This window comes from Vibrio crassostreae, assembly GCF_041439375.1.
Classification (GTDB): Bacteria; Pseudomonadota; Gammaproteobacteria; order Enterobacterales; family Vibrionaceae; genus Vibrio; species Vibrio crassostreae_D.
Map to the genome: position 1 here is coordinate 21,634 of NZ_JBGONY010000039.1, position 26,112 is coordinate 47,745.

At 44.4% G+C, this 26,112-nt stretch carries 23 protein-coding genes; 15 read left to right on the forward strand and 8 right to left on the reverse strand.

The features are described 5' to 3' along the window. Positions 1-17: 17 nt before the first annotated feature. From atpG to ACED45_RS15935, 3 genes are read left to right on the forward strand one after another with little or no spacing between them, the layout of a single operon-like run. Positions 18-887, forward strand: coding sequence for a F0F1 ATP synthase subunit gamma (gene atpG, locus ACED45_RS15925; RefSeq protein ID WP_371714440.1), 870 nt, complete (start codon positions 18-20; stop codon positions 885-887). 43 nt (positions 888-930) lie between these two features. Beyond that, complete coding sequence (gene atpD, locus ACED45_RS15930; protein ID WP_019820615.1) at positions 931-2,316, forward strand: F0F1 ATP synthase subunit beta; 1,386 nt, start codon at positions 931-933, stop codon at positions 2,314-2,316. A 14-nt stretch (positions 2,317-2,330) separates the two neighbouring features. Beyond that, the gene (locus tag ACED45_RS15935; protein ID WP_048660327.1) at positions 2,331-2,774 is read left to right on the forward strand and encodes a F0F1 ATP synthase subunit epsilon; all 444 of its coding nucleotides are present in this window, start codon (positions 2,331-2,333) and stop codon (positions 2,772-2,774) included. 184 nt (positions 2,775-2,958) lie between these two features. Here ACED45_RS15935 and ACED45_RS15940 read toward each other — a convergent pair whose 3' ends face one another. From ACED45_RS15940 to ACED45_RS15960, 5 genes are all read right to left on the reverse strand, one after another. Further along, positions 2,959-3,495 carry an RNA-binding S4 domain-containing protein gene (locus tag ACED45_RS15940; RefSeq protein WP_371714441.1) on the reverse strand — a complete coding sequence of 179 codons (537 nt, stop codon included), beginning with the start codon at positions 3,493-3,495 and terminating at the stop codon, positions 2,959-2,961. Between the two features lie 117 nt (positions 3,496-3,612). Beyond that, positions 3,613-5,235, reverse strand: coding sequence for a microcin C ABC transporter ATP-binding protein YejF (yejF, locus tag ACED45_RS15945; protein WP_371714442.1), 1,623 nt, complete (start codon positions 5,233-5,235; stop codon positions 3,613-3,615). A gap of 9 nt (positions 5,236-5,244) precedes the next feature. Beyond that, complete coding sequence (locus tag ACED45_RS15950; protein WP_048608646.1) at positions 5,245-6,267, reverse strand: ABC transporter permease; 1,023 nt, start codon at positions 6,265-6,267, stop codon at positions 5,245-5,247. A gap of 31 nt (positions 6,268-6,298) precedes the next feature. Continuing rightward, positions 6,299-7,387: a microcin C ABC transporter permease YejB gene (locus ACED45_RS15955; RefSeq protein ID WP_371714443.1), complete on the reverse strand. Its 1,089-nt coding sequence runs from the start codon at positions 7,385-7,387 to the stop codon at positions 6,299-6,301. A 12-nt stretch (positions 7,388-7,399) separates the two neighbouring features. Further along, positions 7,400-9,295 (reverse strand): extracellular solute-binding protein, encoded by a 1,896-nt coding sequence (locus tag ACED45_RS15960; RefSeq protein ID WP_371714444.1) that lies wholly within the window; start codon positions 9,293-9,295, stop codon positions 7,400-7,402. 384 nt (positions 9,296-9,679) lie between these two features. Between ACED45_RS15960 and ACED45_RS15965 the strand changes: the two genes are divergently transcribed. Then, positions 9,680-10,723 carry an endonuclease/exonuclease/phosphatase family protein gene (locus tag ACED45_RS15965; protein WP_371714445.1) on the forward strand — a complete coding sequence of 348 codons (1,044 nt, stop codon included), beginning with the start codon at positions 9,680-9,682 and terminating at the stop codon, positions 10,721-10,723. A 150-nt stretch (positions 10,724-10,873) separates the two neighbouring features. Here the strand turns inward: ACED45_RS15965 and ACED45_RS15970 are convergent, their stop codons facing one another. Then, a complete protein-coding gene (locus ACED45_RS15970) occupies positions 10,874-11,491 on the reverse strand; it encodes a porin family protein (RefSeq protein ID WP_048663435.1) in 618 nt (205 codons plus the stop codon). A gap of 405 nt (positions 11,492-11,896) precedes the next feature. On the opposite strand from ACED45_RS15970, the gene ACED45_RS15975 reads away from it, so the two are divergent. The 8 genes from ACED45_RS15975 (at position 11,897) to ACED45_RS16010 (ending at position 21,351) form a co-directional block, all read left to right on the forward strand. Beyond that, the gene (locus ACED45_RS15975) at positions 11,897-12,211 is read left to right on the forward strand and encodes a winged helix-turn-helix domain-containing protein (protein ID WP_285954605.1); all 315 of its coding nucleotides are present in this window, start codon (positions 11,897-11,899) and stop codon (positions 12,209-12,211) included. A 200-nt stretch (positions 12,212-12,411) separates the two neighbouring features. Beyond that, positions 12,412-12,831 carry a D-ribose pyranase gene (gene rbsD / locus ACED45_RS15980; protein ID WP_146490154.1) on the forward strand — a complete coding sequence of 140 codons (420 nt, stop codon included), beginning with the start codon at positions 12,412-12,414 and terminating at the stop codon, positions 12,829-12,831. A gap of 62 nt (positions 12,832-12,893) precedes the next feature. Next, positions 12,894-14,399, forward strand: coding sequence for a ribose ABC transporter ATP-binding protein RbsA (gene rbsA / locus ACED45_RS15985; RefSeq protein ID WP_371714446.1), 1,506 nt, complete (start codon positions 12,894-12,896; stop codon positions 14,397-14,399). Then, the gene (gene rbsC, locus ACED45_RS15990) at positions 14,396-15,382 is read left to right on the forward strand and encodes a ribose ABC transporter permease (RefSeq protein WP_017060855.1); all 987 of its coding nucleotides are present in this window, start codon (positions 14,396-14,398) and stop codon (positions 15,380-15,382) included. Before rbsA ends, rbsC begins: the two co-directional genes overlap by 4 nt. A 127-nt stretch (positions 15,383-15,509) precedes the next feature. Beyond that, positions 15,510-16,388, forward strand: a complete 879-nt coding sequence (gene rbsB, locus ACED45_RS15995) for a ribose ABC transporter substrate-binding protein RbsB (RefSeq protein WP_371714447.1) — start codon at positions 15,510-15,512, stop codon at positions 16,386-16,388. Between the two features lie 239 nt (positions 16,389-16,627). Further along, positions 16,628-17,572 (forward strand): ribokinase, encoded by a 945-nt coding sequence (gene rbsK, locus ACED45_RS16000; RefSeq protein WP_371714448.1) that lies wholly within the window; start codon positions 16,628-16,630, stop codon positions 17,570-17,572. Positions 17,573-17,667: 95 nt separating this feature from the next. Continuing rightward, positions 17,668-18,669 (forward strand): substrate-binding domain-containing protein, encoded by a 1,002-nt coding sequence (locus ACED45_RS16005; protein WP_108208732.1) that lies wholly within the window; start codon positions 17,668-17,670, stop codon positions 18,667-18,669. Positions 18,670-18,891: 222 nt separating this feature from the next. Continuing rightward, on the forward strand, positions 18,892-21,351 hold the full coding sequence (locus ACED45_RS16010; RefSeq protein ID WP_371714449.1) for a CHASE3 domain-containing protein: 2,460 nt from the start codon (positions 18,892-18,894) through the stop codon (positions 21,349-21,351). Between the two features lie 93 nt (positions 21,352-21,444). On the opposite strand, the gene ACED45_RS16015 is transcribed toward ACED45_RS16010, so the two are convergent. Then, positions 21,445-22,236, reverse strand: coding sequence for a carbon-nitrogen hydrolase family protein (locus ACED45_RS16015; protein WP_371714450.1), 792 nt, complete (start codon positions 22,234-22,236; stop codon positions 21,445-21,447). 332 nt (positions 22,237-22,568) lie between these two features. On the opposite strand from ACED45_RS16015, the gene ACED45_RS16020 reads away from it, so the two are divergent. Both ACED45_RS16020 and ACED45_RS16025 read left to right on the forward strand, forming a co-directional pair. After that, entirely contained in the window at positions 22,569-24,140 is a 1,572-nt protein-coding gene (locus tag ACED45_RS16020; protein ID WP_371714451.1) for an EAL domain-containing protein, read from the forward strand. A 96-nt stretch (positions 24,141-24,236) separates the two neighbouring features. Further along, positions 24,237-24,635, forward strand: a complete 399-nt coding sequence (locus ACED45_RS16025) for a hypothetical protein (RefSeq protein ID WP_248641684.1) — start codon at positions 24,237-24,239, stop codon at positions 24,633-24,635. Between the two features lie 184 nt (positions 24,636-24,819). Here ACED45_RS16025 and ACED45_RS16030 read toward each other — a convergent pair whose 3' ends face one another. Continuing rightward, positions 24,820-25,515, reverse strand: coding sequence for a 2'-5' RNA ligase family protein (locus ACED45_RS16030; protein ID WP_248384366.1), 696 nt, complete (start codon positions 25,513-25,515; stop codon positions 24,820-24,822). 247 nt (positions 25,516-25,762) lie between these two features. On the opposite strand from ACED45_RS16030, the gene ACED45_RS16035 reads away from it, so the two are divergent. Then, complete coding sequence (locus ACED45_RS16035; protein ID WP_371714452.1) at positions 25,763-26,092, forward strand: hypothetical protein; 330 nt, start codon at positions 25,763-25,765, stop codon at positions 26,090-26,092. Positions 26,093-26,112: the final 20 nt, after the last annotated feature.

Below are 26,112 nucleotides of genomic sequence, written 5' to 3' on the forward strand. Positions count from 1 at the left end.
ACAAATAGGAGCAGATTATGGCAAGTACTAAAGAAATTCGCACCAAGATAGCCAGTGTTAGTAACACTCAGAAAATCACCAGTGCAATGGAAATGGTTGCAGCAAGTAAGATGCGCAAAGTTCAAGACAACATGACGCAAACGCGGCCTTACGCCGAGAACATGCGCCAAGTTATCTCTCATGTCGCATCGGGTTCACTGGAGTACCAGCACCCATACCTGCAACAGCGTGAACCAAAGCGTGTTGCTTACATCATTATCTCGTCCGATCGAGGCTTGTGTGGTGGCTTGAACTCAAACTTGTTCAAGAAAGTGTTAGAGGAAATGGAGCAATGGCGCACTAAAGGAGTCGAGGTAGAGACAACCTTAATTGGCTCGAAAGCTATCTCGTTCTTCCAACGCGGCGGCAATGTCATCGCACAAACGTCAGGCCTTGGCGATACACCTAAACTAGAAGACATTTTAGGTACGGTAAATGCGATGTTAGGGCATTACGACGAAGGCAAAATCGATAGCTTGTATCTCGTTTACAACCAATTCGTCAACACCATGGTTCAAGCGCCAACGACGTTACAATTGCTCCCCCACCCTTCAGAAGCTGAGGCTGGTAGTGAGCCTAAAAAAGCGCGTCGTTGGGACTACATCTATGAGCAAGCGCCCAAAGACATACTCTCAGAACTGTTACATCGATACATCGAATCACAAGTGTATCAAGGCATCGTTGAGAATGTAGCCTGTGAGCAAGCAGCCCGAATGGTCGCCATGAAAGCGGCAACCGATAATGCAGGCCAACTGATTGATGATTTGCAGTTGGTATATAACAAAGCGAGACAGGCTGCGATTACCCAAGAGCTGAGTGAAATAGTCTCAGGTGCCCAAGCTGTATAGGGGCAGAAAAGAGTGGGTCAGAACAGAATTTGAGGATTTAAGAATGAGTGTTGGAAAAATAGTTAAAGTAATCGGCGCTGTGGTTGACGTCGAATTCAGCGGCGGCAACAGCCCTCGCGTTTATGATGCATTGAAAGTCACCAGCGACGAAGCAAGCTCGTTAGTATTGGAAGTACAGCAACAACTGGGTAGCAATATCGTTCGTTGTATTGCAATGGGTACTTCAGATGGCTTACGTCGTGGCCTAACGGTTGAAAACACAGGCTCACCAATCACGGTTCCTGTCGGCGAAGAAACATTGGGCCGTATCATGAACGTGCTTGGTCAACCTATCGATGAGTGTGGTGAAATCGGTCAGAAAGAGAACTACGAGATTCACCGTGAAGCCCCTTCTTATGAAGAACAAGCAAACAGCACTGAGCTTCTAGAAACAGGCGTGAAGGTTATCGACCTTATCTGTCCATTTGCTAAGGGTGGTAAAATTGGTCTGTTCGGTGGTGCCGGCGTAGGTAAAACCGTCAACATGATGGAGCTTATCAACAACATCGCTAAAGCTCACTCAGGTCTTTCAGTATTTACCGGTGTTGGTGAACGTACTCGTGAAGGTAATGACTTCTACTACGAGATGAAAGAAGCCGGTGTACTAGACAAAGTAGCCATGGTTTACGGCCAAATGAACGAGCCACCGGGAAACCGTCTACGTGTAGCACTTACAGGCCTAACTATGGCTGAGCGCTTCCGTGATGAAGGTCGTGACGTACTGTTGTTCATTGATAACATTTACCGTTACACACTTGCCGGTACTGAAGTATCAGCTCTGCTAGGTCGTATGCCTTCTGCAGTAGGTTACCAACCAACACTGGCTGAAGAGATGGGTGTGCTTCAAGAGCGTATCACTTCGACTAGACAAGGCTCTATCACGTCTATCCAAGCAGTATACGTACCTGCGGATGACTTGACCGATCCATCGCCAGCAACAACCTTTGCTCACTTAGATGCGACCGTTGTACTGTCTCGTAATATCGCGGCATTGGGCCTCTACCCTGCGATTGATCCATTGGATTCAACCTCTCGCCAGTTAGACCCACTTGTGGTTGGCCAAGAGCACTACGACATTGCACAAAAAGTACAAACAACACTGCAACGCTACAAAGAGCTAAAAGACATCATCGCGATTCTTGGTATGGATGAGCTTTCAACTGAAGACAAACAGACCGTATCTCGCGCTCGTAAGATTGAACGTTTCTTAACTCAGCCTTACCACGTAGCCGAAGTGTTTACCGGTCAGAAAGGTGTCTTTGTACCGCTAAGCGAAACACTAAGAGGCTTTAAAGGTCTGTTAAGCGGTGAGTATGACGATATTCCAGAGCAAGCGTTCTTGTACTGTGGTTCTATCGACGAAGTGCTTAACAAAGCGAAATCACTCTAACAGGTAGGTGCACAATGGCTATCGGAATCACAGATAATACATTTCAACTTAATATTGTAAGTGCGGAAGGTACGCTGTTTTCAGGTCCAGCGTATGCCCTAGCCGTTTCTGGCGCTGATGGTGAACTGGGGATCCGCCCCGGTCACTCCCCGCTTCTCAGTAAGATCAAACCGGGCGTAACCGTGTTTGTCACGGACCCTAAATCAGAAGGCCAAGTGCTTTATGTCTCGGGTGGGATGCTGGAAGTTCAGCCAGATGTGGTAACGGTTTTGGCCGATACTGCCTTGCATGGTAAAGACATTGACCGCGCTCGCGCAGAAGAGGCGAAATATGCGGCTCTAGAGAACATCAACAAGGGCAACATAGACATTAACTTCGCACAAGCTCAGCTTGAATTGGCGAAAGCCGTTGCTCAGCTTCGCGCATCAGAACTGACGTCTTCTCGCACTCGACACTGAGAATAAGCGTTATTGGCCGTTAGCTGTGCTAGCAAACAAATACAAAAAAGGCTCACTAACTAGTGAGCCTTTTGATATCTGCGTAACGTAAAACCTAGGTCTAACGTTGCTTGATGTTCAAACGAATAGTTTTAAAAGATTCGTTTTAGAAAAGCAGTTTAGAGCAGTCGTTTAGAACTGTAGTTTAAAAGAATTCAATCGAGTTACGGCCGCTTTTGTCGTCACGAGTTGGCTTTGGCGTATCCGCTTTCTTTTTCGGTTTCTTCTCTTTTTTCTCTTTCTTCGGTTCAGCCTTTGCGCTTAGCATTTCAGCTTTGCTTTTCTTAGACTCTTTCTTCTTAGAATCCTTTTTAGACTGGCCTTTCTTCGCCTTGTTATTTTGTTTAGGCGCTTCTTTCTTTTTCGGCTTTTCTGATTCTTCTTGTACTGGCTGATCACACACTACTACATAGTATTCTTGGTTGAATTCAAAGAAGTCGCCATCGTACATTTTACGACGCTTACGCGTTTCCAGCTCACCATTTACCGCTACGTAGCCTTCAGAGATGATGTGCTTAGCTTCACCGCCACCACTCACTAGGTTAGCAATTTTAAACACTTTGTAGAGCTCGATTGGCTGTGATGAAACATCAATACCAATTGCTTCAATTTCAATCTCTTCGCCTTCTTCGCCCAGGTCTTGGCCTTCGTAATCAGCGTCTTCGTAATGTTCTTGGTCCATGGTGACCTCTACCTAAATATGTACTTCTGAAATATTGGGCGCAGTGTAATCTTAAAACAACTAAATGACCATGTTGAATTGATCAGGTCATCATTTACTTTAGTGCTAACACCTACGCTATAGAGCACCACCAACATTCGAGAGGCTGACAAGTTGCTTGGTATATTCATGTTGCGGATTACCAAACAAAGTCTCAGTGTCACCCTTCTCAATCACCTCGCCAGCTTTCATGACAATGGTGTAATGACACAAGGATTTCACGACATTCAAATCATGACTGATAAACAAATAGGTCAGGCCATACTTTTCTTGAAGTGACTTGAGTAGATCTAACACTTGCGCTTGTACCGTTCTGTCTAATGACGATGTTGGTTCATCTAGCAAGATAAACTCTGGCTTAAGGATCAGAGCTCGTGCAATGGCGATACGTTGCCTCTGCCCGCCAGAAAACTCATTCGGGTAACGGTGGCGAGTTTCTGGGTCTAAGTCGACCTCTTTCATTACGTCACAGATACGTTGGTCGAGTTCGTGCTCATCCAATTGTTGATGCACTAACAAACCTTCGCCAATCACCTGAGCGACCGACATTCTCGGGTTTAGCGCAGAAAACGGGTCTTGAAAGACTACTTGCATACGGCTTCTAAACGGAAGCATCTGTTTTCGATCTAAACCTTGAAGCTGTTCACTCGAGTAGGTGATTGACCCTTCACTATCTACCAGCTTAAGTATCGCCATACCGGTCGTCGATTTACCAGAACCACTTTCGCCAACCAAACCGATTGAGTGCCCTTTCTTCAAATTGAACTCCATGTCGGTCACAGCTTTAACATGAGAAATTGTGCGCTTGAATAAACCGCCCGTGATCGGGAACCAAACACGAAGTTGATTTACATCGAGTAGCGGTTTGCTTTCGGGTGACACAGGAACGGGCAAACCTTTCGGATCAGAGTTAATAAGTTTTTGAGTGTAAGGGTGAGCAGGCGCGTTAAACAGGGTATGACAGTCGTTACTTTCGACCAAGCGACCATCTTTCATTACTGCTACTCTGTCGGCAATCTTACGAACGATACTCAAGTCATGAGTAATGAAAAGCATTGCCATACCCAGCTCTTGCTGCAGGTCTTTTAGAAGGTCGAGGATCTGCGCTTGCACCGATACATCCAAAGCCGTTGTCGGCTCATCAGCAATAAGCAGCTCTGGTTCATTGATCAGTGCCATCGCGATCATCACGCGCTGGCGTTCTCCACCAGATAGCTCGTGCGGATAGGCTGAAATCTTTTGCTCAGGATAGCGAATGCCAACCTTTGAAAGCCACTCTATCGCCAAGGCTTGTGCTTTGTTGGTTCGCATACCACGATGAATTGCTAAGGTTTCAACCAGCTGCTTACCGACTCGATGAAGCGGATTAAGCGAAACCATGGGTTCTTGGAAGATCATGCCGATGCGACCACCACGAATCCCGCGCAGTTGCCTTTCTGAACAACTCAGAATATCGGTACCAGAGAAGTTAATCTTACCGTTTAAGTAGTGCGACGAGCCTTTAGGCAGCAGTTTTAACACTGAATTAGCGGTAACCGATTTGCCTGAACCACTCTCGCCCACCAACGCTAATGTCTCACCTTTGTATATTTCTAAAGAGACATCTTGCGTCACTTGTTCTATCGAGTTTTTCCGTCCGAAACCGACAGACAGTTTGTCTATCGTCAAAACTGGAGAAGCAGGAACTGTATTTGAAGTCATAACCTATCCTTACTTCTGTTGATGTGGGTCGAAGGCATCACGTACTGCTTCACCAACGAAGACAAGTAACGTCAACATCAGTGAAAGTACGACGAAAGCAGAAATGCCAAGCCAAGGCGCTTGCAAGTTAGCTTTACCTTGCGCCAATAGCTCACCTAATGAAGGCGAACCCGCAGGAAGACCAAAGCCCAAGAAATCTAACGAAGTTAACGTGGTCACTGAACCTGAAAGAATAAACGGCATCATGGTTAACGAAGCGACCATCGCGTTGGGTAGCATGTGACGAAGCATAATGCGTTTGTCATCAACACCCATCGCTTGCGCGGCTCGTACGTAATCAAAGTTTCTACAGCGTAAGAATTCAGCTCGAACAATCCCAACCAAACTCATCCAACTGAATAGCACCATAATTCCAAGCAGCCACCAGAAGTTCGGCTCTATAAAACTCGACAGAATGATCAACAAGAATAAGGTCGGCATACCAGACCACACCTCAATGAAGCGCTGCCCGAATAGATCAACCCAGCCACCGTAGTACCCTTGTGTTGCACCGACAACCACACCTATCACGCTCGACACAATCGTCAGAATAAAACCAAACAAAACAGAGATACGGAACCCATAAATGATGCGAGCCAATACGTCTCGCCCTTTATCATCAGTTCCGAGCCAATTCACTGAATCAGGTTCCGAAGGCACAGCGCCTGAAATATCGAAATTTATCGTGTCGTAGCTAAAGGGAATGATTGGCCACACGATATAACCACTGTCTTCAATGAGTTCGATAACATACGGGTCTTTGTAGTCGGCCTCGGTTTCAAACTCACCACCAAATTCCGTCTCGGCGTATTCATTGATGACGGGCACAAACCACTGATTATCATACGAAACCAATAATGGTTTATCGTTGGCAATGATCTCAGCGAACAAGCTCAATCCAAACAATATGGTAAATATCCAAAGGGAGATAAAACCACGCTTGTTTGCTTTAAAACGTAACCAACGAGCTTCAGCTAAAGGGTTGTTAAACATTTATTATCAATACCTTGTTATTCATTCGCCATTAACGCGCTTCAAAATCAATTCGAGGATCAACCCAGGTATAAGTCAGGTCGGAGATAATGCTCAGCACCAAGCCAAGTAAGGTCATAATATACAAAGAGCTAAATACCACTGGGTAATCACGTTGAATAGTGGACTCAAAGCCAAGCAGACCAATGCCTTCGAGTGAAAACATTACCTCAATCAACATAGAACCCGTGAAGAAAATACTAATAAATGCGCTCGGGAAACCGGCAATAATAATCAACATCGCGTTACGGAAAACGTGCTTGTAGAGAATGCTGCTCTCGTCCAAACCTTTCGCTCTCGCGGTCACCACATATTGCTTATTGATTTCATCAAGGAAGGAGTTTTTGGTCAGCATGCTGAGCGTGGCGAAGCCGCCGATGACCATGGCGAAAATAGGCAACGCTAAGTGCCAGAAGTAGTCGCCAATTTGCTGAGACCAGTTAAGCTGGTCGAAGTTACTCGAGACTAACCCGCGCAATGGGAACCAACTGAAGTAGTTACCACTCGCGAATAAGATAATCAGAATAATCGCAAACAAGAATCCCGGCACCGCATAACCAACAATCACCACCGCACTCGACCAAATATCAAAGCGCGAGCCGTGATGTATCGCCTTCATGATGCCTAAGGGTATCGAAATCACATAGATGATTAACGTACTCCACAACCCTAAGGAAATGGAGACAGGTAAACGCTCAATGATCAAATCAATCACGTTTCCGCCCTTAAACAGGCTTTCACCAAAGTTAAAGGTCGCGTAGTTTTTCAACATATCAAAGTAGCGAACGTGAATCGGCTTATCAAAACCAAACTGCTTTTTGATCTCTTCAACCACTTCCGGATCAAGCCCTCGAGAGCCTTTATAACCACTGGCAGACGCTTGGTCACTTTCGCTTAAATCAACTTCTTGTCCACCACCAGAAAAGCGCTCCATGATACCGGAGTTGTGCCCTTCTAACTGAGCCACGGCTTGCTCTACCGGACCACCTGGCGCGATCTGAATAATAAAAAAGTTGATGGTGATGATCGCCCACAGCGTGGGGATCACCAACAGTAAACGCCGAAATATATACGCGGCCATGCTAACTAACTCCTAGCGACGTTTTTCAGGAAGCAAAGCCGCCTTCTCTTCTGAAATCCACCATGTATCGATGCCTAAATCGTATTTAGGTAATACATCCGGACGCTCAAACTTGTCCCACATCGCTACGCGGTATTCGCCAACGTGCCATTGAGGGATGTTGTAAAAATTCCACTGCAACACACGATCAAGCGAGCGACCCAGCGTAAGTAGCTTTTCAGGGTTCTGCTGGTTACGTGCGATTTGTTCTGTTAACGCATCAACCACAGGATCCATCACACCTGCCGTATTGTAAGTAGAATCAATGTAGTTAGAGTTCCAAACGATCATTAAGTTCGGGCTTGGATAAGGGTTTGCAGAAAATGACGACGAAACCATGTCGAAATCACGATCACGCAAGCGCTTAATGTATTGCGTCGTATCGATGGTACGGATCTTCATCTCAATACCCATACGCTTCAGGTTCTTTTGAACTGGCGTTGCAATACGCTCCGTGGTTGGGCTGTAAATCAACAACTCGAAAGACATCGGCTTGCCAGTCTTTTCGTTGGTCATGACTTTGTCTTTCAGAACCCAACCCGCTTCCTTCAAGAGTTTGAAAGCTGTACGCATTTGGCTACGAATACGGCCACTACCATCGGTGACCGGAGGTTGGAATTCTTCTGTGAAAACTCTCGGTGGAATCTGATCTTTGTATTGAGACAGCAACTCTACTTCAGCTTCGCTTGGTAAGCCTTTCGCTTCATAGTCTGTGTTTTGGAAGTAACTACGAGTACGTTTGTATTGACCGTAGAACATGTTCTTGTTCATCCACTCAAAGTCCATCGCGTAGGTTAATGCTTCGCGCACCTTAGGATCAGAAAACACAGGAGATTGAATGTTGAAGACAAAACCTTGAGTCGTTTCAGGCTTCTCATGGTTAATCTCTTCTTTGATGATGTAGCCTTTGTCGAAGTTCGCGCCTGTATAAGAGTTTGCCCAGAACTTAGCGGAATTTTCAGTTCGAAGGTCGAACTCCCCAGCTTTGAAGGCTTCCAGCATTACGGTGTCGTCACGGTAGTAATCGTATTGCACTTGCTTGAAATTATTACGACCAACGTTAACGGGTAAATCGGCTGCCCAGTAGTTTTCATCTAAACCGTAAGTCACGCTTTGACCCGATTTATAGCTGATGATCTTATATGGGCCACTTCCCACAGGCGGTTCACTTAGAGGCTCAGACAGTTTTCTGTCTTTCCAATAATGCTCTGGTAATACGCGGGTACTTTGGGCAAAGCTAAACAACTTCTCGCGGTTTGGCTTCTCCATCTCAATACGAACCACTAAATCAGAAACTGCGGTAACTGATTTAATTTCTTTGTAATACACACGGTATTGAGGAACACCCTCTGTTGAAAACTTATTAAAGGTAAATGCCACATCATGAGCCGTAATAGGCTCGCCATCATTGAATCTAGCTTTTGGGTTGATATCGATTTCCATCCAAGTGAAATCACTGGCGTAGCGAACCTTTGAAGCGATCAATGGATAATAAGCATCAATCTCGTCGCTCGGAGAAAACATCAAGGTATCGTAGATCTCTCCAGTATAACTTGCAGCAACGCCGCGAGAACCGAATCGATTAAAGCTATCGTAAGTACCTATGCTGCCATAAGTCACTTTGCCCTGCTTTGGCGCATCAGGATTAACGTAATCAAAGTGAGTGAAGTCGGCTGGATATTTTGCTTCGCCAAAACCAACCAGTTGTGTGGTTTCAATTACGGTGACAGCAGGTGTTGATTGGGTATCAGAAGCGTAAGTAACGGAGGGTTGTAAAGCAATAAGCGGCAACATGATTGCACATGACTTCAAGTTAAACCTGAAAAACTGAGTGCGTTGCGAGGCTTTGCGTCGAAAAACTGTTCCCATTTGACTCTCCCTTCAAATGTCATGAATTCTATATTCAAGTTGATTAATCGGCTTTGAATGCGCACCGCTAAATCAAGTATAGGTTCAAATCTAACATCATGTAATAACTAATAAAACCATCAGCACTCTATCTCTGACGGTTTATTTACAAATTACTCGTCACCGCTCGAAGTTATTGGATGCCGTTAGCTTTGATTGCGTTGATTACTTTAGTGGCATTGGAAAGTACAGAAGCACGGAGATTGCTCTAGCGTGAATGACACAAGCCTCCACGGCTTAGATTCTCTTTAATTCACTTCTAAAGTGAAATTTAGGTTCTAAATAATCAACAAACTATACTTTACTGGAGTATCCTTGCTGCCTAGGTCTAAATGGAATGACACTTTGAACAAACCAAACCAAATAACATTCGCAACGTTCAACCTTTTGAACTATCTCGAGCCACCGAATGCTTATTATGATTTTGAGAACATCTACAGCTTCGAAGAATGGCAAAAGAAGCAACATTGGATGGCTGAAGCGATTCGTTCATTAGATTGCGATGTGATTGGCTTCCAAGAGATATTTAGCCCTGAGTCTTTAGAGCAATTAGTGAAAGAACTGGGTTACCCTTACTTTGCAGTGGTCGATAGCGCACATGTTGAAGATGATTACCTGTACACCTCTCCTGTCGTTGGTATTGCATCGCGCTACCCAATTGAAAACGTGGAGCCTGTGGCACCAGATTCAGAGCTACTTTCAGCCTTCAACCTTAGCGACAAATTTTCATTCAACCGAACGCCTGTCCACGCGACCATTACTCTGCCTCACTTAGGCGCGACCGATTGTTATGTTGTGCACTTCAAATCTCAGCGTCCGACCGAACCCAAATCTGAACCGCTAGATTCCAGTGGCAGTTCAACAGATAAAAAGCCGCAAAGCGACGCCTTGGTTAAGCTTCATCAGGAACAACTAGGATCGTGGTTATCGAGTGTTCAACGTGGTCTAGAAGCTCAAATGCTGCATAAATACATCACCAATCAACGCTACCAAACTGATCAACCAGTTGTATTGATGGGCGACTTTAACAAGCCCCTATTCAACGATGAGTTCAAAGGGTTACTCAGCTATTCATTGAATCGAGATGAAGCGAGCAGACATTGGCTATCACATTTCCGATTAAGAGACAGTTGGGATCTTTACCATCAACTGCATGAGGAAGACTTGCTTGAGCAGCGTAAACCAACCCATTACTACGGTGCTTCAGGGTCTGTACTAGATTACATTTTGATGTCGAACGAGTTTGATTGCCAGAACTCATCAAGCTTGATGGAGATCTCGAGCTACACAGTGTTAGACCATCACCTGACCAATCCAAGCTTTGAACACGACCAATTCAGTACTGATCATGCCGTCGTCTCTGCTACTGCGCATATCCGTGAAGCCTAGCGATTCGATGACGTTCTCACTCAAGATTCACCAAAGATAAGCATTAAAAAAGCCGCAGTTCAAAACTGCGGCTTTCCACTTTAGCCAAACGGGTTGAGCCAACCGACGCCCCATTTAGAAACCGATTTACCGTTTAACAAAGTGTGAAACTTAGAAGGTGTACATCGCACCAAGGTAGAACGAATCAAGTACAACTGTCTTTTCAGTTTTATATCCATAGTCATAACTATCAACATTAAAAGCATCAGCCTCATACGCTAATCGGAAGCTCAACGCAGACATGGTTGGTGGCGTGTATTCAACCCCAACTCCCATGCGGATTCCATCACCAGTATCATCAAATCCATTACCTGATGGTCGCGATCCATCTGCAAGCTCCATATCTAAGTCAATCGTAGATAAACCAATCGTACCAAATGGACGCACGCCATTATCAAACGTGTAGCCAAGGTTAGCCGTTACAGAAAAGATTTGAGGTGTCCAAGTGAAAACCTTGTCTCCAGAATTGGTTTTAAGAGCAATATCACCAAAGTCTGTATATTGAGCCTCAATCGACACAATGCGGTTAAACTTGTAACCAGCAATTAATCGGTAAGTATTGTCTTCTGCTTTAAAAGTAACAGGAGCTTGAGAATCAATTAACCCTCCATCATCAATACCAGAAGTACCGATTGCACCACCTAGATAAAAACCACTATCGGATGCCATTACATTGCTTGCCGCCACGGCTGACATCAGCGCGATGCTTAAAATTAATTTGTTGTTCATTACTGCTTGACCTTACTTATTGCAAATCAAGATTGTTACGCCTTCCTCTGCTGCACAATCTTGTTAGAGTTATCCGACACCCCGTCGAATTCGCAAGCAGGTTAAGCTCACAGAAAACAAAAAAATAAATAAAAATGTAATCACTTTGTCATTTCAAACAACACAATCAGTAATACCCAAATAAACACATGAATAATAAAGAAATAAAAATACGTCTTTTCTAAATAAAACCTTCAACTCAATTTTCAAACCATCCCATTTTTAGATTTTATTTGCGCAGACTTACGAACGCTTACTTTCAAGAGTGGTGTTATTTCGCATAATCCGCGCGCTTTGAATTACTAGCACCCCTAACGAACTACCCAATCAATCTCCACCATTCAAAAGAAGACGAATAGAAACACGATGACCCACACCATAAACCTCAACGGCTTAACCCTTGATATCGACGCTCGAACTATCACTAACTCACAGGGAAACAAAATAACGTTGCGCCCTCACCTTTTGGCAGTGCTCTGTTTGCTGATAGAAAATATTGGAAGGCCGGTTTCAAGAGAGCATATTGTTGATGTGTGTTGGGACGGGCATCTCTCGTCACCTCATGCTCTGGCTAATGTGGTTTATAACCTACGCAATGTCTTCGCGCGATTGAGAACACCAAATGTCCAGATAATAACCATCAGTAAGTTTGGCTATGTGCTATCAATTGAACCCACGTAGCCAAATTTATGCAATCAATGGCGTTGACTGAGATCACTAAAAAACGCCCCATCGAAACGTTTCGATGATCGTTATCACACTCTAAAACAATCAAACGTGCAAATGATAAATCAGACACTATTATCACTATCGAAACGTTTCGATGGCTTTTCTTGAGTTGTTCTCAACCCATCAAACGTTATTTTTCGATAGGTCGTGATATGAAAAAAAGTACTCTAATAAACTCTGAACTCTCTTACCTAGTGGCGACTCTTGGCCACACAGATGAAATCACGATTTGTGACGCAGGCTTGCCGATTCCAGACCACGTAACTCGCATTGATCTTGCACTGACTCATGGTGTACCGAGCTTTCAACAAACAGTAAAAACCCTATTAGATGAATCTCAAATTGAAGGCGTTGTGATTGCAGAAGAGTTTGCGAAAGTAAGCCCAGAACATCACGCATCACTGATTGATTTAATCAAGACAGAAGAAGTACGTTGTGGCAAATCGCTTTCGATTACTTACATCACTCATGAAGAATTTAAACAGCGCACCCATGATAGCCGTGCAGTGATTCGCACTGGGGAGTGTACACCATACGCAAATGTTATTTTCCAAGCTGGCGTAACGTTTTAAAAAAAAGCTAAACCAAACACAGACACAACCAAATACAACTGGCCCCGAGTAAAGGAACCGACATGACTCAAGCCATTTTAGAACTTAGCTCAATTGAGAAAGCCTTCCCTGGTGTTAAAGCACTGGATAAGGCAAGCCTCAACGTTTATCCAGGACGCGTAATGGCGTTAATGGGTGAAAACGGTGCGGGTAAATCAACACTAATGAAAGTGCTTACGGGTATCTATCACTTGGACGGCGGCACTATCGCCTACCAAGGAAAACCTGCAGCATTTAAAGGGCCGCGTGATTCTCAACAAGCAGGTATTAGCATCATTCACCAAGAACTGAATCTAATCCCTGAGTTAACCATCGCCGAGAACATCTTCTTAGGTCGTGAAATCACGAGCACCATGGGTCGCATCTTGTGGAACGAGATGTACCAAGAAGCCGACAAACTACTTAAACGCCTTAACGTAAAACACAGCTCCAAAACACCACTAGGCGAACTGAGCCTAGGTGAGCAACAAATGGTAGAGATTGCGAAAGCCCTATCGTTTGAGTCTAAGGTCATCATCATGGATGAACCAACAGATGCCCTAACCGATACTGAAACCGAATCTCTGTTCAAAGTAATCAACGAACTGCGCGATGAAGGCTGTGGCATTGTTTACATCTCTCACCGTTTGAAAGAGATCTTCGAGATTTGTGATGACATCACCGTGCTGCGTGACGGTAAGTTCATTGGTCAGTGTGAAGTAAAAGACACCGACGAAGATGGCCTAATCGAAATGATGGTTGGTCGTAAGTTAGACGAACAATATCCACGTATCGGCCAGAGCCATGGTGAAACTTGTCTTGAAGTGATTGGCCTGACGGGTTCTGGTGTTCACGATGTGAGCTTTACGCTAAAACGCGGTGAAATCCTGGGTGTAGCTGGCCTAATGGGTGCTGGCCGAACTGAACTGATGAAAGTGATTTACGGTGCCCTTCCAAGTGAACGCGGCGTCATCAACCTAGAAAATAAAACCATCAACCCTGTAAGCCCGAAAGACGGCTTGGCCAATGGCATTGCTTACATCTCTGAAGACCGTAAAGGCGATGGCTTAGTTCTAGGGCTTTCTGTTAAAGAAAACATGTCGTTATGTTCACTAGACCTACTAACAAAGAGCGGTCAAATCCAACATAAAGACGAAGTGATTGCAGTAGATGACTTCATCAAGCTATTCAACATCAAAACCCCGACGCGCGAACAGATTATTGGCAACCTTTCTGGTGGTAACCAACAGAAAGTGGCTATCGCTAAGGGCTTGATGACCAAACCAAAAGTACTGATTCTCGACGAGCCAACCCGTGGTGTCGATGTCGGTGCTAAGAAAGAGATTTACCAACTCATTAATAAATTTAAAGCCGACGGCATGAGCATCATTTTAGTCTCATCTGAAATGCCAGAAGTGTTAGGAATGAGTGACCGCATCATGGTGATGCATGAAGGCCGTGTAAGCGGTGAATTTGATGCTAAAGAAGCAAACCAAGAATTATTACTGGCGTGTGCGGTCGGTAAAAAGATCAACGAGGACGCAGCATGAGTACTAAAACCATGAGCAAAACAACTGAAGCTCCAAAGAAAAAACCGTTAATCAGCAAAGAGTGGCTGATTGATCAAAAGTCATTGATTGCTTTGCTCTTCCTGATTGTTGTCGTTTCTTTCTTAAACCCGAACTTCTTTACTGTCGACAACATCCTAAACATTCTGCGCCAAACCTCGGTTAACGCAATTATCGCTGTAGGTATGACGCTGGTTATCTTAACCGCGGGTATCGACTTGAGTGTTGGTTCTGTACTGGCGCTTTGTGGTGCGTTCGCAGCCAGCATGATTGGCATGGAAATCCCTGTGATGATCGCAGTACCAACCGCTCTTGTAGCAGGTGCAGCATTAGGTGCGATTAGTGGTGTGATTATCGCTAAGGGTAAGGTTCAAGCCTTCATCGCAACGCTTGTCACCATGACACTACTTCGCGGCGTAACCATGGTTTACACAGATGGTCGTCCTATTTCAACAGGCTTCACAGACACAGCAGACGCATTCGCTTGGTTCGGTACTGGCTACGCAATGGGTGTACCGGTTCCAGTATGGATCATGGTCGTGGTATTCGCAGCAGTATGGTACCTACTTAACCACACACGCTTTGGTCGCTACGTTTACGCACTGGGTGGCAACGAATCAGCAACTCGCCTATCAGGCATCGACGTAGACAAAGTAAAAATCGGTGTTTACGCAATCTGTGGTCTGCTAGCTGCAGTGGCAGGCATCATCGTGGCATCGCGTTTGTCATCTGCTCAACCAACCGCAGGTATGGGTTATGAGCTAGACGCTATCGCAGCCGTGGTTCTTGGCGGCACAAGCTTAGCCGGCGGTCGTGGCCGCATCATGGGCACATTGATTGGTGCATTGATTATCGGCTTCCTAAACAACGCCCTAAACCTATTAGACGTATCTTCTTACTACCAGATGATTGCAAAAGCAGTGGTTATTCTTCTGGCGGTATTGGTCGACAACAAAAACAAATAAAACCTATCCACACTCTAGGTTAATACAAGTAACACCCTGCTTTACCTTTAAATATTAGAATCTATAAATAATGTAACTACGAGCTAGGACTCACCTCCTAGCTCACCCTACACAAAGGACTTACACCATGAAAAAATTAGCGACTCTTATTTCTGCTGCTCTTCTTTCTACAACAGTATCTGTGTCTGCACAGGCGCAAGATACAATGGCAATCGTTCTGTCTACATTGAACAACCCATTCTTCGTAACCATGAAAGATGGCGCAGAAGCGAAAGCTGAAGAGCTAGGCTACAAGCTTATCGTTCTTGATTCTCAAAACGACCCAAGCAAAGAGCTTTCGAACATTGAAGATCTAACCATTCGTGGTGTTAAGGCAATCCTGATCAACCCAACGGATTCAGACGCTGTGTCTAACGCAATTCGCATGGCTAACCGCTCTAACATCCCAGTACTAACACTAGACCGTGGCGCAAGCCGTGGTGACGTAGTGAGCCACATCGCATCTGATAACGTAATCGGTGGTGAAATGGCGGGTCACTTCATTATGGAAAAAGTGGGCGAAAAAGCGAAAGTAATTCAACTTGAAGGCATCGCAGGTACTTCTGCAGCTCGTGAACGTGGTGAAGGCTTCATGAACGCGGTAAACGGCAGCGGCCTAGAGCTTCTAGCAAGCCAACCTGCTGATTTTGACCGTACTAAAGGTCTGAACGTAATGGAAAACCTACTTGCAGCGAACCCAGATGTACAAGCAGTATTTGCTCAAAACGATGAAATGGCACTAGGTGCACTTCGCGCAGTTCAAGCATCTGGTAAAGACGTAATGATCGTTGGCTTCGACGGCACTGAAGACGGCATCGCAGCAGTTAACCGTGGCCTACTTGGCGCAACCGTTGCACAACAGCCAGACCTAATCGGCTCTCTAGGTATCGAGATGGCAGACAAAGTGCTTAAAGGCGAAACAGTAGACGAGTACGTACCAGTACCTCTAAAAATCATCGCTAAGTAACTCTATTTAATCACTCAGTTTAGCGCTGGAATCTAATTTAAGCAGGGAGTCCCCTATCTCCCTGCTCATTAGCTCGCTGGCTCAAGACCAAAAACAAAAATACCGACAGTGCATCGCTGTTTCTCATACGCCGTCTAACAAGGCGAGCGATTTACGTAACGAGAATTAACGTAATGTGAATTAACGTAATGAGAAAGACCCATGCATTTTCAAATACGATATATCATAAGGCTCGTATCATGACTCAACTGATTGTTTTAGGTAGCGTTAACGCAGACCACGTACTACAAGTTCCTTCTTTCCCTCGCCCGGGTGAAACCTTGATTGGCGGTAACTATCAGGTCATTCCTGGCGGTAAAGGCGCAAACCAAGCGGTCGCGGCTGCGCGCTTAAACGCAGATATCGGTTTTATCGCCTGTGTTGGTGACGACCCATTTGGCATCAACATCCGTCAAGACTTCGCTAAAGATGGCATCAACATCGACGGTGTTATCGTTGCAGACAACACACCAACTGGCATTGCAATGATCCAAGTATCCGCAACCGGTGAAAACAGCATTTGTCTTTCTGCAGAAGCCAACAACAAGCTGACTTGCGATCAAATCGAACCGCATCTAGAGAAGATTCGCAGCGCTAAATACCTGCTGACTCAGCTCGAAACGCCAATTGAAGGCATTGAATACGCAGCAAAAACCGCAAAAGAGAGCGGAACTCACGTAATTCTAAACCCTGCACCTGCTCGCCCTTTGTCAGATTCACTGCTTGCTTGTGTTGATATAATTACGCCAAACGAAACCGAAGCGGAAGTACTGACGGGCATTACCGTAACCGACAGCGCATCTGCTCACCAAGCGTCTTTGGCTTTGCATGCTAAAGGCATCGAGACTGTGATGATCACACTTGGCGCTAAAGGTGTTTGGGTAAGTCATCAAGGTCAAGGGAATGAAGCAGGTGAAGGCGAGTTGATCGCAGGCTTCCGTGTTGAAGCGACTGACACCACCGCTGCAGGTGACACCTTTAACGGCGCATTAGTTACCGGTTTGCTTGAAGACATGCCGCTAGAGCGCGCTATTAAGTTTGCTCATGCAGCGGCTGCAATTTCTGTGACTCGCTTTGGCGCTCAAACGTCGATTCCAAGCCGAGCTGAAACAGACGCGTTTTTAGCAGAACGTTTATCGGCTTAGTAATTAGCTCTCAAACTATAAATAAGTAAGCATAAGCCCCTGTTTTCAGGCAGAATATCGCGCAACGTGGCAAGTTACTCCCACAAGGATTTTTTATGGCAACAATGAAAGACATCGCTCGGGTTGCAAAGGTTTCAACGTCTACCGTGAGCCACGTGATGAACAAGTCACGTTTTGTCAGTGAAGAGATTGCTGAGCGTGTTAACAGTGCGGCTAAAGAACTCAACTATGCGCCGTCTGCATTAGCTCGCAGCTTGAAAATGAAGCAAACCAAAACCTTGGGCATGCTGGTTACTACCTCTACCAACCCATTCTTTGGCGAAGTGGTGAAAGGTGTTGAGCGTCGTTGCTACGAAAAAGGCTACAACCTCATCTTATGTAACACCGAAGGCGACAGCGAACGCATGAAATCCTCTATCGATACCTTGCTACAAAAGCGTGTCGATGGCTTGATGCTGATGTGTTCAACGCTTGAAGGTCAACATATCGATGTATTCGAGCGCTACCCAGAGTTACCTGTCGTGGTAATGGACTGGGGCCCAATGCTGTTCGCAAGTGATAAGATCCAAGACAATTCGCATCAAGGTGGCTACATGGCAACCAAACACCTGATCGATAATGGTCACTCGGATATTGGCTGTATTACTGGCCCACTGCATCGCAACCAAGCTTCTTCTCGTTATCAAGGCTATAAACAAGCAATGGAAGAAGCGAATTTAGAGATCAACCCTAAGTGGATTGTTGAATCAAACTTCGAATGCGATGGTGGCTTTGATTCTTACCAAACATTGAAAGCTCGTGGTCAAATGCCTTCGGCCTTGTTCGTTAGTAACGACATGATGGCGATGGGTGTGATTCATGCGGCAGCTCAAGATGGCACATTGATTCCAAATGACCTGTCTATCATTGGCTACGATGACATCCACTTATCTAAGTACATGACACCCGCTTTAACCACAATCCACCAGCCAAAGCACCGTTTAGGTAAAGCGGCGGTCGATACCCTGTTAAGCCGACTACAAACGCCAGACGCCTACCCGCAAGTCGTTGAACTAGAACCGACTCTTGTAGAGCGAAGCAGCGTAAAAGCGATTTAGGGCTCAACCCGCCCATGATACAGTTGAAAGCTAGCTTATTCGGGCTAGCTTTTTTGTCTTTGAAACATAATAACGCCGCTTAATCGCCCCTAAAATGCCGTTAATATACGAAACTTACACGCTAAAATATGTATTTACGCACTCAGCAACTATTTGCGCACTTAACGACTGATTATCATCTACACTAACAGTGAATAACAACGACATGGAGAGCGCTGTTTTATGATCGCGGGTTGGTTTGACAATATATCCCTACAGAAAAAGCTATTAGTCAGCTTTTTGATTCCTATCGCTTTGATGCTTATCGTGGCTTTTTCTGTCCATGAAAACACCCGAACGGTTGTAAAAGACAATAATTGGGTTGTACACACACATAAAGCCATCGCTCGGGCTCAAGAACTTCTCAGCTTAACGGTCGACATAGAAACGGCTGAACGTGGTTACTTGATCACGGGAGATCCTGTTTTTTTAGAACCCTACCATTTAGCGCTTGATGTATGGCCTCAAAAACTCCAAACCCTTGCGACTCAAGTGAGTGATAACCCACCTCAAGTAGAACGCCTATATAGAATCGAGGATATTCATAAAACATGGCTGAAACAGTCTGGAGAGAAAGAGATCAATCAACGCAGCCTTGTCAATAAAGGCGAAGCTGGAATACAAAGTGTCATCGACCTCACTCAGCAGCAAACCGGAAAAAAATTGATTGATGAGGTCCGTCAAGAGATTGCTCAATTTATTGAAATTGAACAACAACTTATCAGTGTCAGAGTCGCCAAGTCCGAAAGCTCAGCCAATCAAACCAGTTATGTACTCATTCTGGGAACACTGTTTTCGGTGTTTATCTCACTCCTTGTCGCTACGTGGTCGTCCAAGCGAATTAAACGAAGATTACACACTCTACTTCAAGCAGCGAACCAAGTTGCCGCTGGCCATTTGACACAAGGTGCTGCGACTCTCGAACTTGGTTCAAAGAACGACAGCCAAGACGAAGTGGCTCTCCTCACACAAAGCTTTCAAAAAATGACAACAAACCTCGTAAAAAATGACAGCGAAATGCGAGAGAAAAATCAGGAGTTAGTCGAAGAAAGAACCAAAGCAGAAGCGGCGGTAAAGGCTAAGAGCGAGTTTCTGTCGACCATGAGCCACGAGATTCGAACGCCAATGAATGGAGTACTTGGTATCTCCCAGATCATTGCCAGCCAAACCCAAGAGCCGGAAACAAAAGAGAACATCGATCTCATTCTCGATTCTGGCCATCATTTAATGACGATACTCAACGACATATTAGATTTCTCGAAAGTGGAAGAAAATAAACTTGAGTTAGACTTTGCACCCTTTAATTTTGTCCAAGTAATACAACCTGTACGTAGCGCGCTTAAACCTTTGGCCGATGAAAAAGGCATTCGCCTGTTAATCGAAAATAATATACCAACAAGCATCCAGCTGATCGGAGACTGTGCAAGATTACGTCAGATCATGTTCAACTTGGGCGGTAATGCGACCAAATTTACCAAAGAAGGTCACGTATCCATTCAAGCGGATCTCAACAGACCAAACAACCAACTTATTCTCACGGTAACAGACACGGGTATTGGCATTCCAAAAGACAAACACGAGCAAATTTTTAATTCGTTTGAACAAGCTGACACTTCAACCACAAGAAAGTTTGGCGGGACGGGGCTTGGCCTCGCGATCGTTAAGAATCTAGTCAGCCTAATGAATGGTGAAATAACACTGACGAGCGCTGTTGGGCTTGGCACAAAATTCCAAGTTTCTCTACCTATCGCATGGCAAGAAGGAAAAACAGGCGATGTCGTCACACCAGTAATCAATACAGAAAACCTGACTTGCGATTCATTGCGTATTTTATTGGTGGAAGACAATCGTATTAATGCGATCGTGGCACAAGGCTTCTGTGAAAAGCTCGGCCACCATGTTGATCTTTCGGAGAATGGCAAATTGGCAATTGAACGCCTCAAAACCAATCAATACGATCTGATCTTGATGGACAATCACATGCCGGAAATGAACGGGATCGAGACCACTCAGTACATCCGCGAGAAACTAAAACTCGACACCTTGATATTCGCCTACACGGCCGATGTTTTCCGTGAAGCTCATGACAACTTCATTCAAGCCGGTGTCGACCATATTCTGACTAAACCTCTGCAACAAGAGAGCTTTTTCGACGCCCTGCAACAATTTTCGAATCGATTACCTAAGCAAATAAAAACCGAAGGCTCGAGTGACATCGAAAACATCGTCGAACTTCATCGCAAGCCAATTGAAACACTGAGATTAACAGAAGAAGAGATAAGTCAGTCAGAAGTGATACGCATACTTAAAGACGACACGGAAGGATTCAGCTTACTTATCGATTCAACCATTATTGAGTTCGAACAGTCTGTTGATCGAGTCATCGAATACTATTTATCGAAGGAGTTAGAGCCACTATGTCGCACCTTGCACTCCATTAAAGGTATGTCGCTAAACTTAGGTCTCAACATGCTTTCTAAGCAGGCATTAGAGCTAGAAGTACAGGCAAAAGATCAGCAACTGCCTGATATTGAACTGCTGCAAAAGCTGCTCAATCGACTGACGGTCAACATACATCAAGCTCAGCGGATGAAAGCGGTTAATTCGATTGAGCGCCAGACTCAAATGAATGATAAAACTTAAAAAAATTCACTCTCAAACCAAAGCGCAAGGTTTAATCACTTTGCGCTTTTCGATCTTATGTCGCTCTAGTCTTTGTTCTAACGATTTAACGGTCTAACGGTTTAACAGGGCGGTTATGTGCTGGATCTCATCTTCGACATCAATACCATTGTATTGCGGCGCAATCGAGAGATCTTGAATACTCACAGTTTCTACAGATTGCTTGTCGTTGAGCTGAAGCATTAAGTCTCCCTTTGGTGAATAGGTTCTACTGCTACCACAATAAGTCGCGGTAAACGCATCAACCACATCCTGCCCAACGCGATTACACGTCACGACATGACACCCCTCTTCTAAAGCTCTCGCTTGAGCAATAGCAAAGCTGTGGTGACCGCCAAAGTTGGCCGGGTGCAGAATAACGTCGACCGACTGATACGCTCTCATGATCTCCGGGAACCAAATATCAAAGCAAATCGCAACACCAAACTTTAAGCCCTTGAGCTCAAATGTAAGGAGCTCACACCCACGTGAAAAATACTGTTTGTCGAATTTGGTTTGACTGATTTTTCTGTATTTATGAAGTAAACCTGAACCATCAACCACCACGACGCTATTGTAATATTGCCCGCTATCTTTCTCTACAATACCAGCAACAATCAAGGTGTGATGCTTCGCTGCCATCTGAGTTAATGAATCAATAGTAGTACTGTCGTTGAAGTCTTCAGCCAGTTCATGAATTTCTTCAGCATCGTTAAAAATATACCCAGTAGTGAACAATTCAGGCAACAGAGTGATATCCCCGACTGTCGATTCCGCTTCCAAAAGATCAGATACCGACTCAATGTTCTTTTGTGTGTTTTTATATTCAACTTCAAGCTGAACAAGGGTGACGCTGACATTATTCAAAATTGAATCCTTACTCGGTAACACTTATCGGAGGCAGAGTAAGACAATCCCCTACTGCTTTCTTATTCGAAGCCCAACACTTGAAGCAAGCGCACACTCCAAAGGCCGTTCAGCCCATCTACTCCATAAACTTAGGCTCTAGCAACACAGCGCCCTACTAAACTTTCTAGAGGTGTATAACACTCTGATTTTTATACTAAGAGCATAAAATACGCTATTTCAATGCATAACACATGCGTGCATTCACAATATTTATTATTACTCTTGCTACATAATCGTTAAATTTATAAATTAAATCGAATGCTCATCCAATCGGTAACGCTTTTCCAACTATGGATATTAAGTACCAACATTTTGCCAAGACCACATTCTACTTTGCCATTTCTTTCATTTTGTCGATGGCATTACTCATACCTTTTACACCGTCTCACTACAATGCGTTAACCGAAGAGTCTTCACAGCTAGTGGAAACAAGGCTTGAAGAAATCCAGGTGAGGTTTGACCGTTTTCTCTTAGGGATCACACCCGATCTATCTTGCGATACCATCGTGACCGAGCTTCGTCAAAATGTATTCAATGCCGATTGGGTAAAAGAAGCCGCCGTATTCAATGAATACAACCGCTTTTATTGCTCAACCACGGATGGTGATGTGTCGTTTCGCTTATATAGCACCATTCGAGAAAGGCTCAATGAAGATCCAAATTTAACCACTCTGTCTTACTCGAGTGCAGCGATTACTAAAGTACAATCCATCATGCTCATTTTCTCGAACAAAGAAGAAGCCGGGGTGAGCCTTATGATACCGCCACACTTCATCTACGACCTTGTAGAATCGAGCCTGAGTAGCCATGGTATAAACTCTAAGGTTGAAGTGATTAAAAGAGATATCCACCCTACCGATCTCGGCTCATATTTCGCAGAAGTACGCATACAATCAGATGCCTACCCGTTGGCCATTACCTCCTACATCGGACACCAGTACTACATACACTTCCTCATGAGCTTTTCATGGTTTGGATTTCTCATGGCGGGAATCACCACTATCTGCCTGCTCTCTGCTAAACACAAAAAGCAGAGCCAGCGTAGCTTAGAGTATTCACTTTCAAGCGCGCTAAAAAACAAACACCTACATGTACACATGCAACCCATCGTTAACCAAAACACCAACGAGATCGTCGGCTGTGAGTCACTATTACGATGGAACGACCCCATTGAAGGTAACGTCTCCCCTGCCATTTTCATACCGCTTGCTGAAAGCTTAGGCTTGATTGAAGAACTGACCTACTTCGTATTACGCAAAGTCTTAATAACATTGAAAAACAATCAAGATGTATTTGAGTCAAAGTACATTAGCGTCAACATCAGCCGAAACGTCGTGTCTAACAGTAACTTCTCTAACAATGTGCTTAGCATATTTAAAAGACACCCTGAGATTCTCAAACAGGTGGTATTTGAAGTAACAGAGGATGGTGAATGTTCTGATGCCGACATGGTCAAAATTAGAGACAACCTAACCAAACTATCGAACATGGGCGTAAGAGTCGCGATTGATGACTTTGGTACTGGTTACGCAGGGTTAGACTTTGTCAGGCAATTCCCGTTCAGCATTCTCAAAATTGATCGTGTATTCGTGAAAAACATTTCAGACGAGTCCAGCCTTGGTATCCCTTTGCTTGAATCCATGCTGCAACTTTCTCAAACTCTGGGCATGCAAGTTATCGTTGAAGGTGTCGAGTACGAATCCCAAGTGAACATCTTGTCTAAACTGGGCGTCGATTATATTCAAGGCTTCTATTTTTATAAGCCGATGCCGATAAACCTGACTATCAGCTTACTCAAGCAACAGCATTTTGAGTCCGATAACGTTGAGGAACAAACCAACCAGACATTTCCTGTTACATAAGCCACTGAAAAACTGCGAAAGAAAACGCGAAGGCTATGGGTCTCCTTTGATGAACATTTAAATCATCGCATCATTGAATGCATCACAAGGGATATCATGGAAAAGACACTTCAAACCAAACTGGCAACTAGCCTACTACTGCTGAGAATCGGCATTTTTATCGTCTTCTTATTCTGGGGCTTGGATAAGATCCTTGTCCCTGAGCACGCGACAAAAGTACTGTCTGGCTTTTACGGTATAGACATCTCGAACAATGCGATGATGGCTCTGGGTGTCGCGCAGCTCGGATTTTTAGGCGCATTCGTTGTAGGCATGTGGAAAAAGTACACCTACGGAGCCATTTTAGTCCTGCATGCAGGCTCAACCTTTTCCTCTTTTGGAAAATACATGGACCCGTTCAACAACCTTCTATTCTTCGCTTCTTGGCCAATGCTCGCAGCTTGTATCGCAATCTTCTTACTTCGTGACTACGACACTTACAGCGTTGCCAACTAATACGAAGGGCGCCGTTATTGGCGCCCTGTTTGGTTTACTTTCTACAAAACAACAAACCCAACATTGACATAAAGTGCCAAGCGTTGGGGTTTCTGATTTAGTTGTTTGTTTTTTTGAAATCGTGCACTGGATATTTGATGATGTGGGGTTTAGGCTGACTCTTAGGTACTTGTTATAGGCGCGTTTAGTCTAACAAAGAACCTCTAGCCAAAGACTTCGTTACTGCCAAGTTTTGATACCAGTTGTTAAACACCAGTTCAAAGTCTTTCAGTACGATGCTACCGAAATCATAATTTCGATACTGCTGACACAACCTAAAAAGCTGCCGACTATCACTAATTGGAACTCTGAACCGAATTAATGAACTGTGCGCTGTAACCAACTTATAACGGCTGTCAAAAGTTACCCTTAACCCCGCTTCGCTTAATTGAGTTCTAAGTTCATTTCTAAACTGTTCCAAAGAATCACTGACAGGAAAACCTTGCAGTAGAATGCAATTGGGGGACGCACTAACACCTTGATATTTTATTTCTATCTGTTGATTTGAACTCAAGACCGAACGAAATATTTCGGTATAAGAATGAATATTGATTTCGCTGAGTTCAAACTCTGGTGCGCATGAAATTACCGACAGAACGGTTAGGTGCAGTTCTTCAAGCGGATGGTAGTATTGGTTGGGTTCTATTTCACATACTGCTTTCTGAAAGCTCATGATTTCATCAAGAACAGAACGATTAGCATGCTTTAAATATGCCAAAGCTGTAATCCCCCTTCGGGTATCACTAGCAATATCTAATAGATTCGAGTCTAGCTCATAATCGTTGTGAGTTGATGCTAGCTCAAACCTTTGCCACATCTCGTCATAAATACTCTGAATCATTAGTTCCTCAAAGCGTATAAATACCAATTTAGGTGCGAACAATGCTACCACCTAACCTAAACCAATGCGCCGTAAACACGAAACTCAGTAATGGAATATCAGATGCTAAGCGTTAGGAGTCACGACTTAAGTTCTTCGTTAGAATAATTCTATCTAAACGACAAAAAGTTACTTTTGAACTCTAATTTTAAATCAATAAGATGCACGCTCACTAAAATTGAATATACACCGATATTTTATTAGACCAATGATTAAACATATTAAAAACCTTGTAATCTTTCTTACAGTAATTTTAGCAGGATGCGCTCGCTTTCAAGGCAACCAAACACCTACTCACGAAGCTCCCAGCAATACCATTGGAGAGTTCACAACTGTTACTTACCTAATTAGAGGAAACGTCGAAAGTAAAGACGAACGACTTTTAAAAGAAATAATGTACAGCTACGGCATTAAATTGGAATGGGGGCAGATTCGCGAGGACGGCACACCTCATCTTGATATCGACTTTTCTTTTAGACGCAATGGAGCTGCCGTAGTTCCAGGGCTTTGTTTCCTAAATCAGGGAACTAATGCTTAAAGCTACGATCAGATCATCTA

Excerpts from the sequence above, each read along its gene's own strand:
- ACED45_RS15975 (WP_285954605.1), top strand. The coding sequence starts at position 11,897 with ATGACCCACACCATAAACCTCAACGGCTTAACCCTTGATATCGACGCT.
- rbsD (WP_146490154.1), top strand. The coding sequence starts at position 12,412 with ATGAAAAAAAGTACTCTAATAAACTCTGAACTCTCTTACCTAGTGGCG.
- ACED45_RS16020 (WP_371714451.1), top strand. The coding sequence starts at position 22,569 with ATGGATATTAAGTACCAACATTTTGCCAAGACCACATTCTACTTTGCC.
- rbsK (WP_371714448.1), top strand. The coding sequence starts at position 16,628 with ATGACTCAACTGATTGTTTTAGGTAGCGTTAACGCAGACCACGTACTA.
- ACED45_RS15955 (WP_371714443.1), bottom strand. The coding sequence starts at position 7,387 with ATGGCCGCGTATATATTTCGGCGTTTACTGTTGGTGATCCCCACGCTG.
- atpG (WP_371714440.1), top strand. The coding sequence starts at position 18 with ATGGCAAGTACTAAAGAAATTCGCACCAAGATAGCCAGTGTTAGTAAC.
- ACED45_RS15960 (WP_371714444.1), bottom strand. The coding sequence starts at position 9,295 with ATGGGAACAGTTTTTCGACGCAAAGCCTCGCAACGCACTCAGTTTTTC.
- ACED45_RS16025 (WP_248641684.1), top strand. The coding sequence starts at position 24,237 with ATGGAAAAGACACTTCAAACCAAACTGGCAACTAGCCTACTACTGCTG.
- ACED45_RS15935 (WP_048660327.1), top strand. The coding sequence starts at position 2,331 with ATGGCTATCGGAATCACAGATAATACATTTCAACTTAATATTGTAAGT.
- ACED45_RS15950 (WP_048608646.1), bottom strand. The coding sequence starts at position 6,267 with ATGTTTAACAACCCTTTAGCTGAAGCTCGTTGGTTACGTTTTAAAGCA.
- rbsC (WP_017060855.1), top strand. The coding sequence starts at position 14,396 with ATGAGTACTAAAACCATGAGCAAAACAACTGAAGCTCCAAAGAAAAAA.
- ACED45_RS16030 (WP_248384366.1), bottom strand. The coding sequence starts at position 25,515 with ATGATTCAGAGTATTTATGACGAGATGTGGCAAAGGTTTGAGCTAGCA.
- rbsA (WP_371714446.1), top strand. The coding sequence starts at position 12,894 with ATGACTCAAGCCATTTTAGAACTTAGCTCAATTGAGAAAGCCTTCCCT.
- ACED45_RS16035 (WP_371714452.1), top strand. The coding sequence starts at position 25,763 with ATGATTAAACATATTAAAAACCTTGTAATCTTTCTTACAGTAATTTTA.
- yejF (WP_371714442.1), bottom strand. The coding sequence starts at position 5,235 with ATGACTTCAAATACAGTTCCTGCTTCTCCAGTTTTGACGATAGACAAA.
- ACED45_RS16005 (WP_108208732.1), top strand. The coding sequence starts at position 17,668 with ATGGCAACAATGAAAGACATCGCTCGGGTTGCAAAGGTTTCAACGTCT.
- ACED45_RS16010 (WP_371714449.1), top strand. The coding sequence starts at position 18,892 with ATGATCGCGGGTTGGTTTGACAATATATCCCTACAGAAAAAGCTATTA.
- atpD (WP_019820615.1), top strand. The coding sequence starts at position 931 with ATGAGTGTTGGAAAAATAGTTAAAGTAATCGGCGCTGTGGTTGACGTC.
- rbsB (WP_371714447.1), top strand. The coding sequence starts at position 15,510 with ATGAAAAAATTAGCGACTCTTATTTCTGCTGCTCTTCTTTCTACAACA.
- ACED45_RS15940 (WP_371714441.1), bottom strand. The coding sequence starts at position 3,495 with ATGGACCAAGAACATTACGAAGACGCTGATTACGAAGGCCAAGACCTG.
- ACED45_RS15970 (WP_048663435.1), bottom strand. The coding sequence starts at position 11,491 with ATGAACAACAAATTAATTTTAAGCATCGCGCTGATGTCAGCCGTGGCG.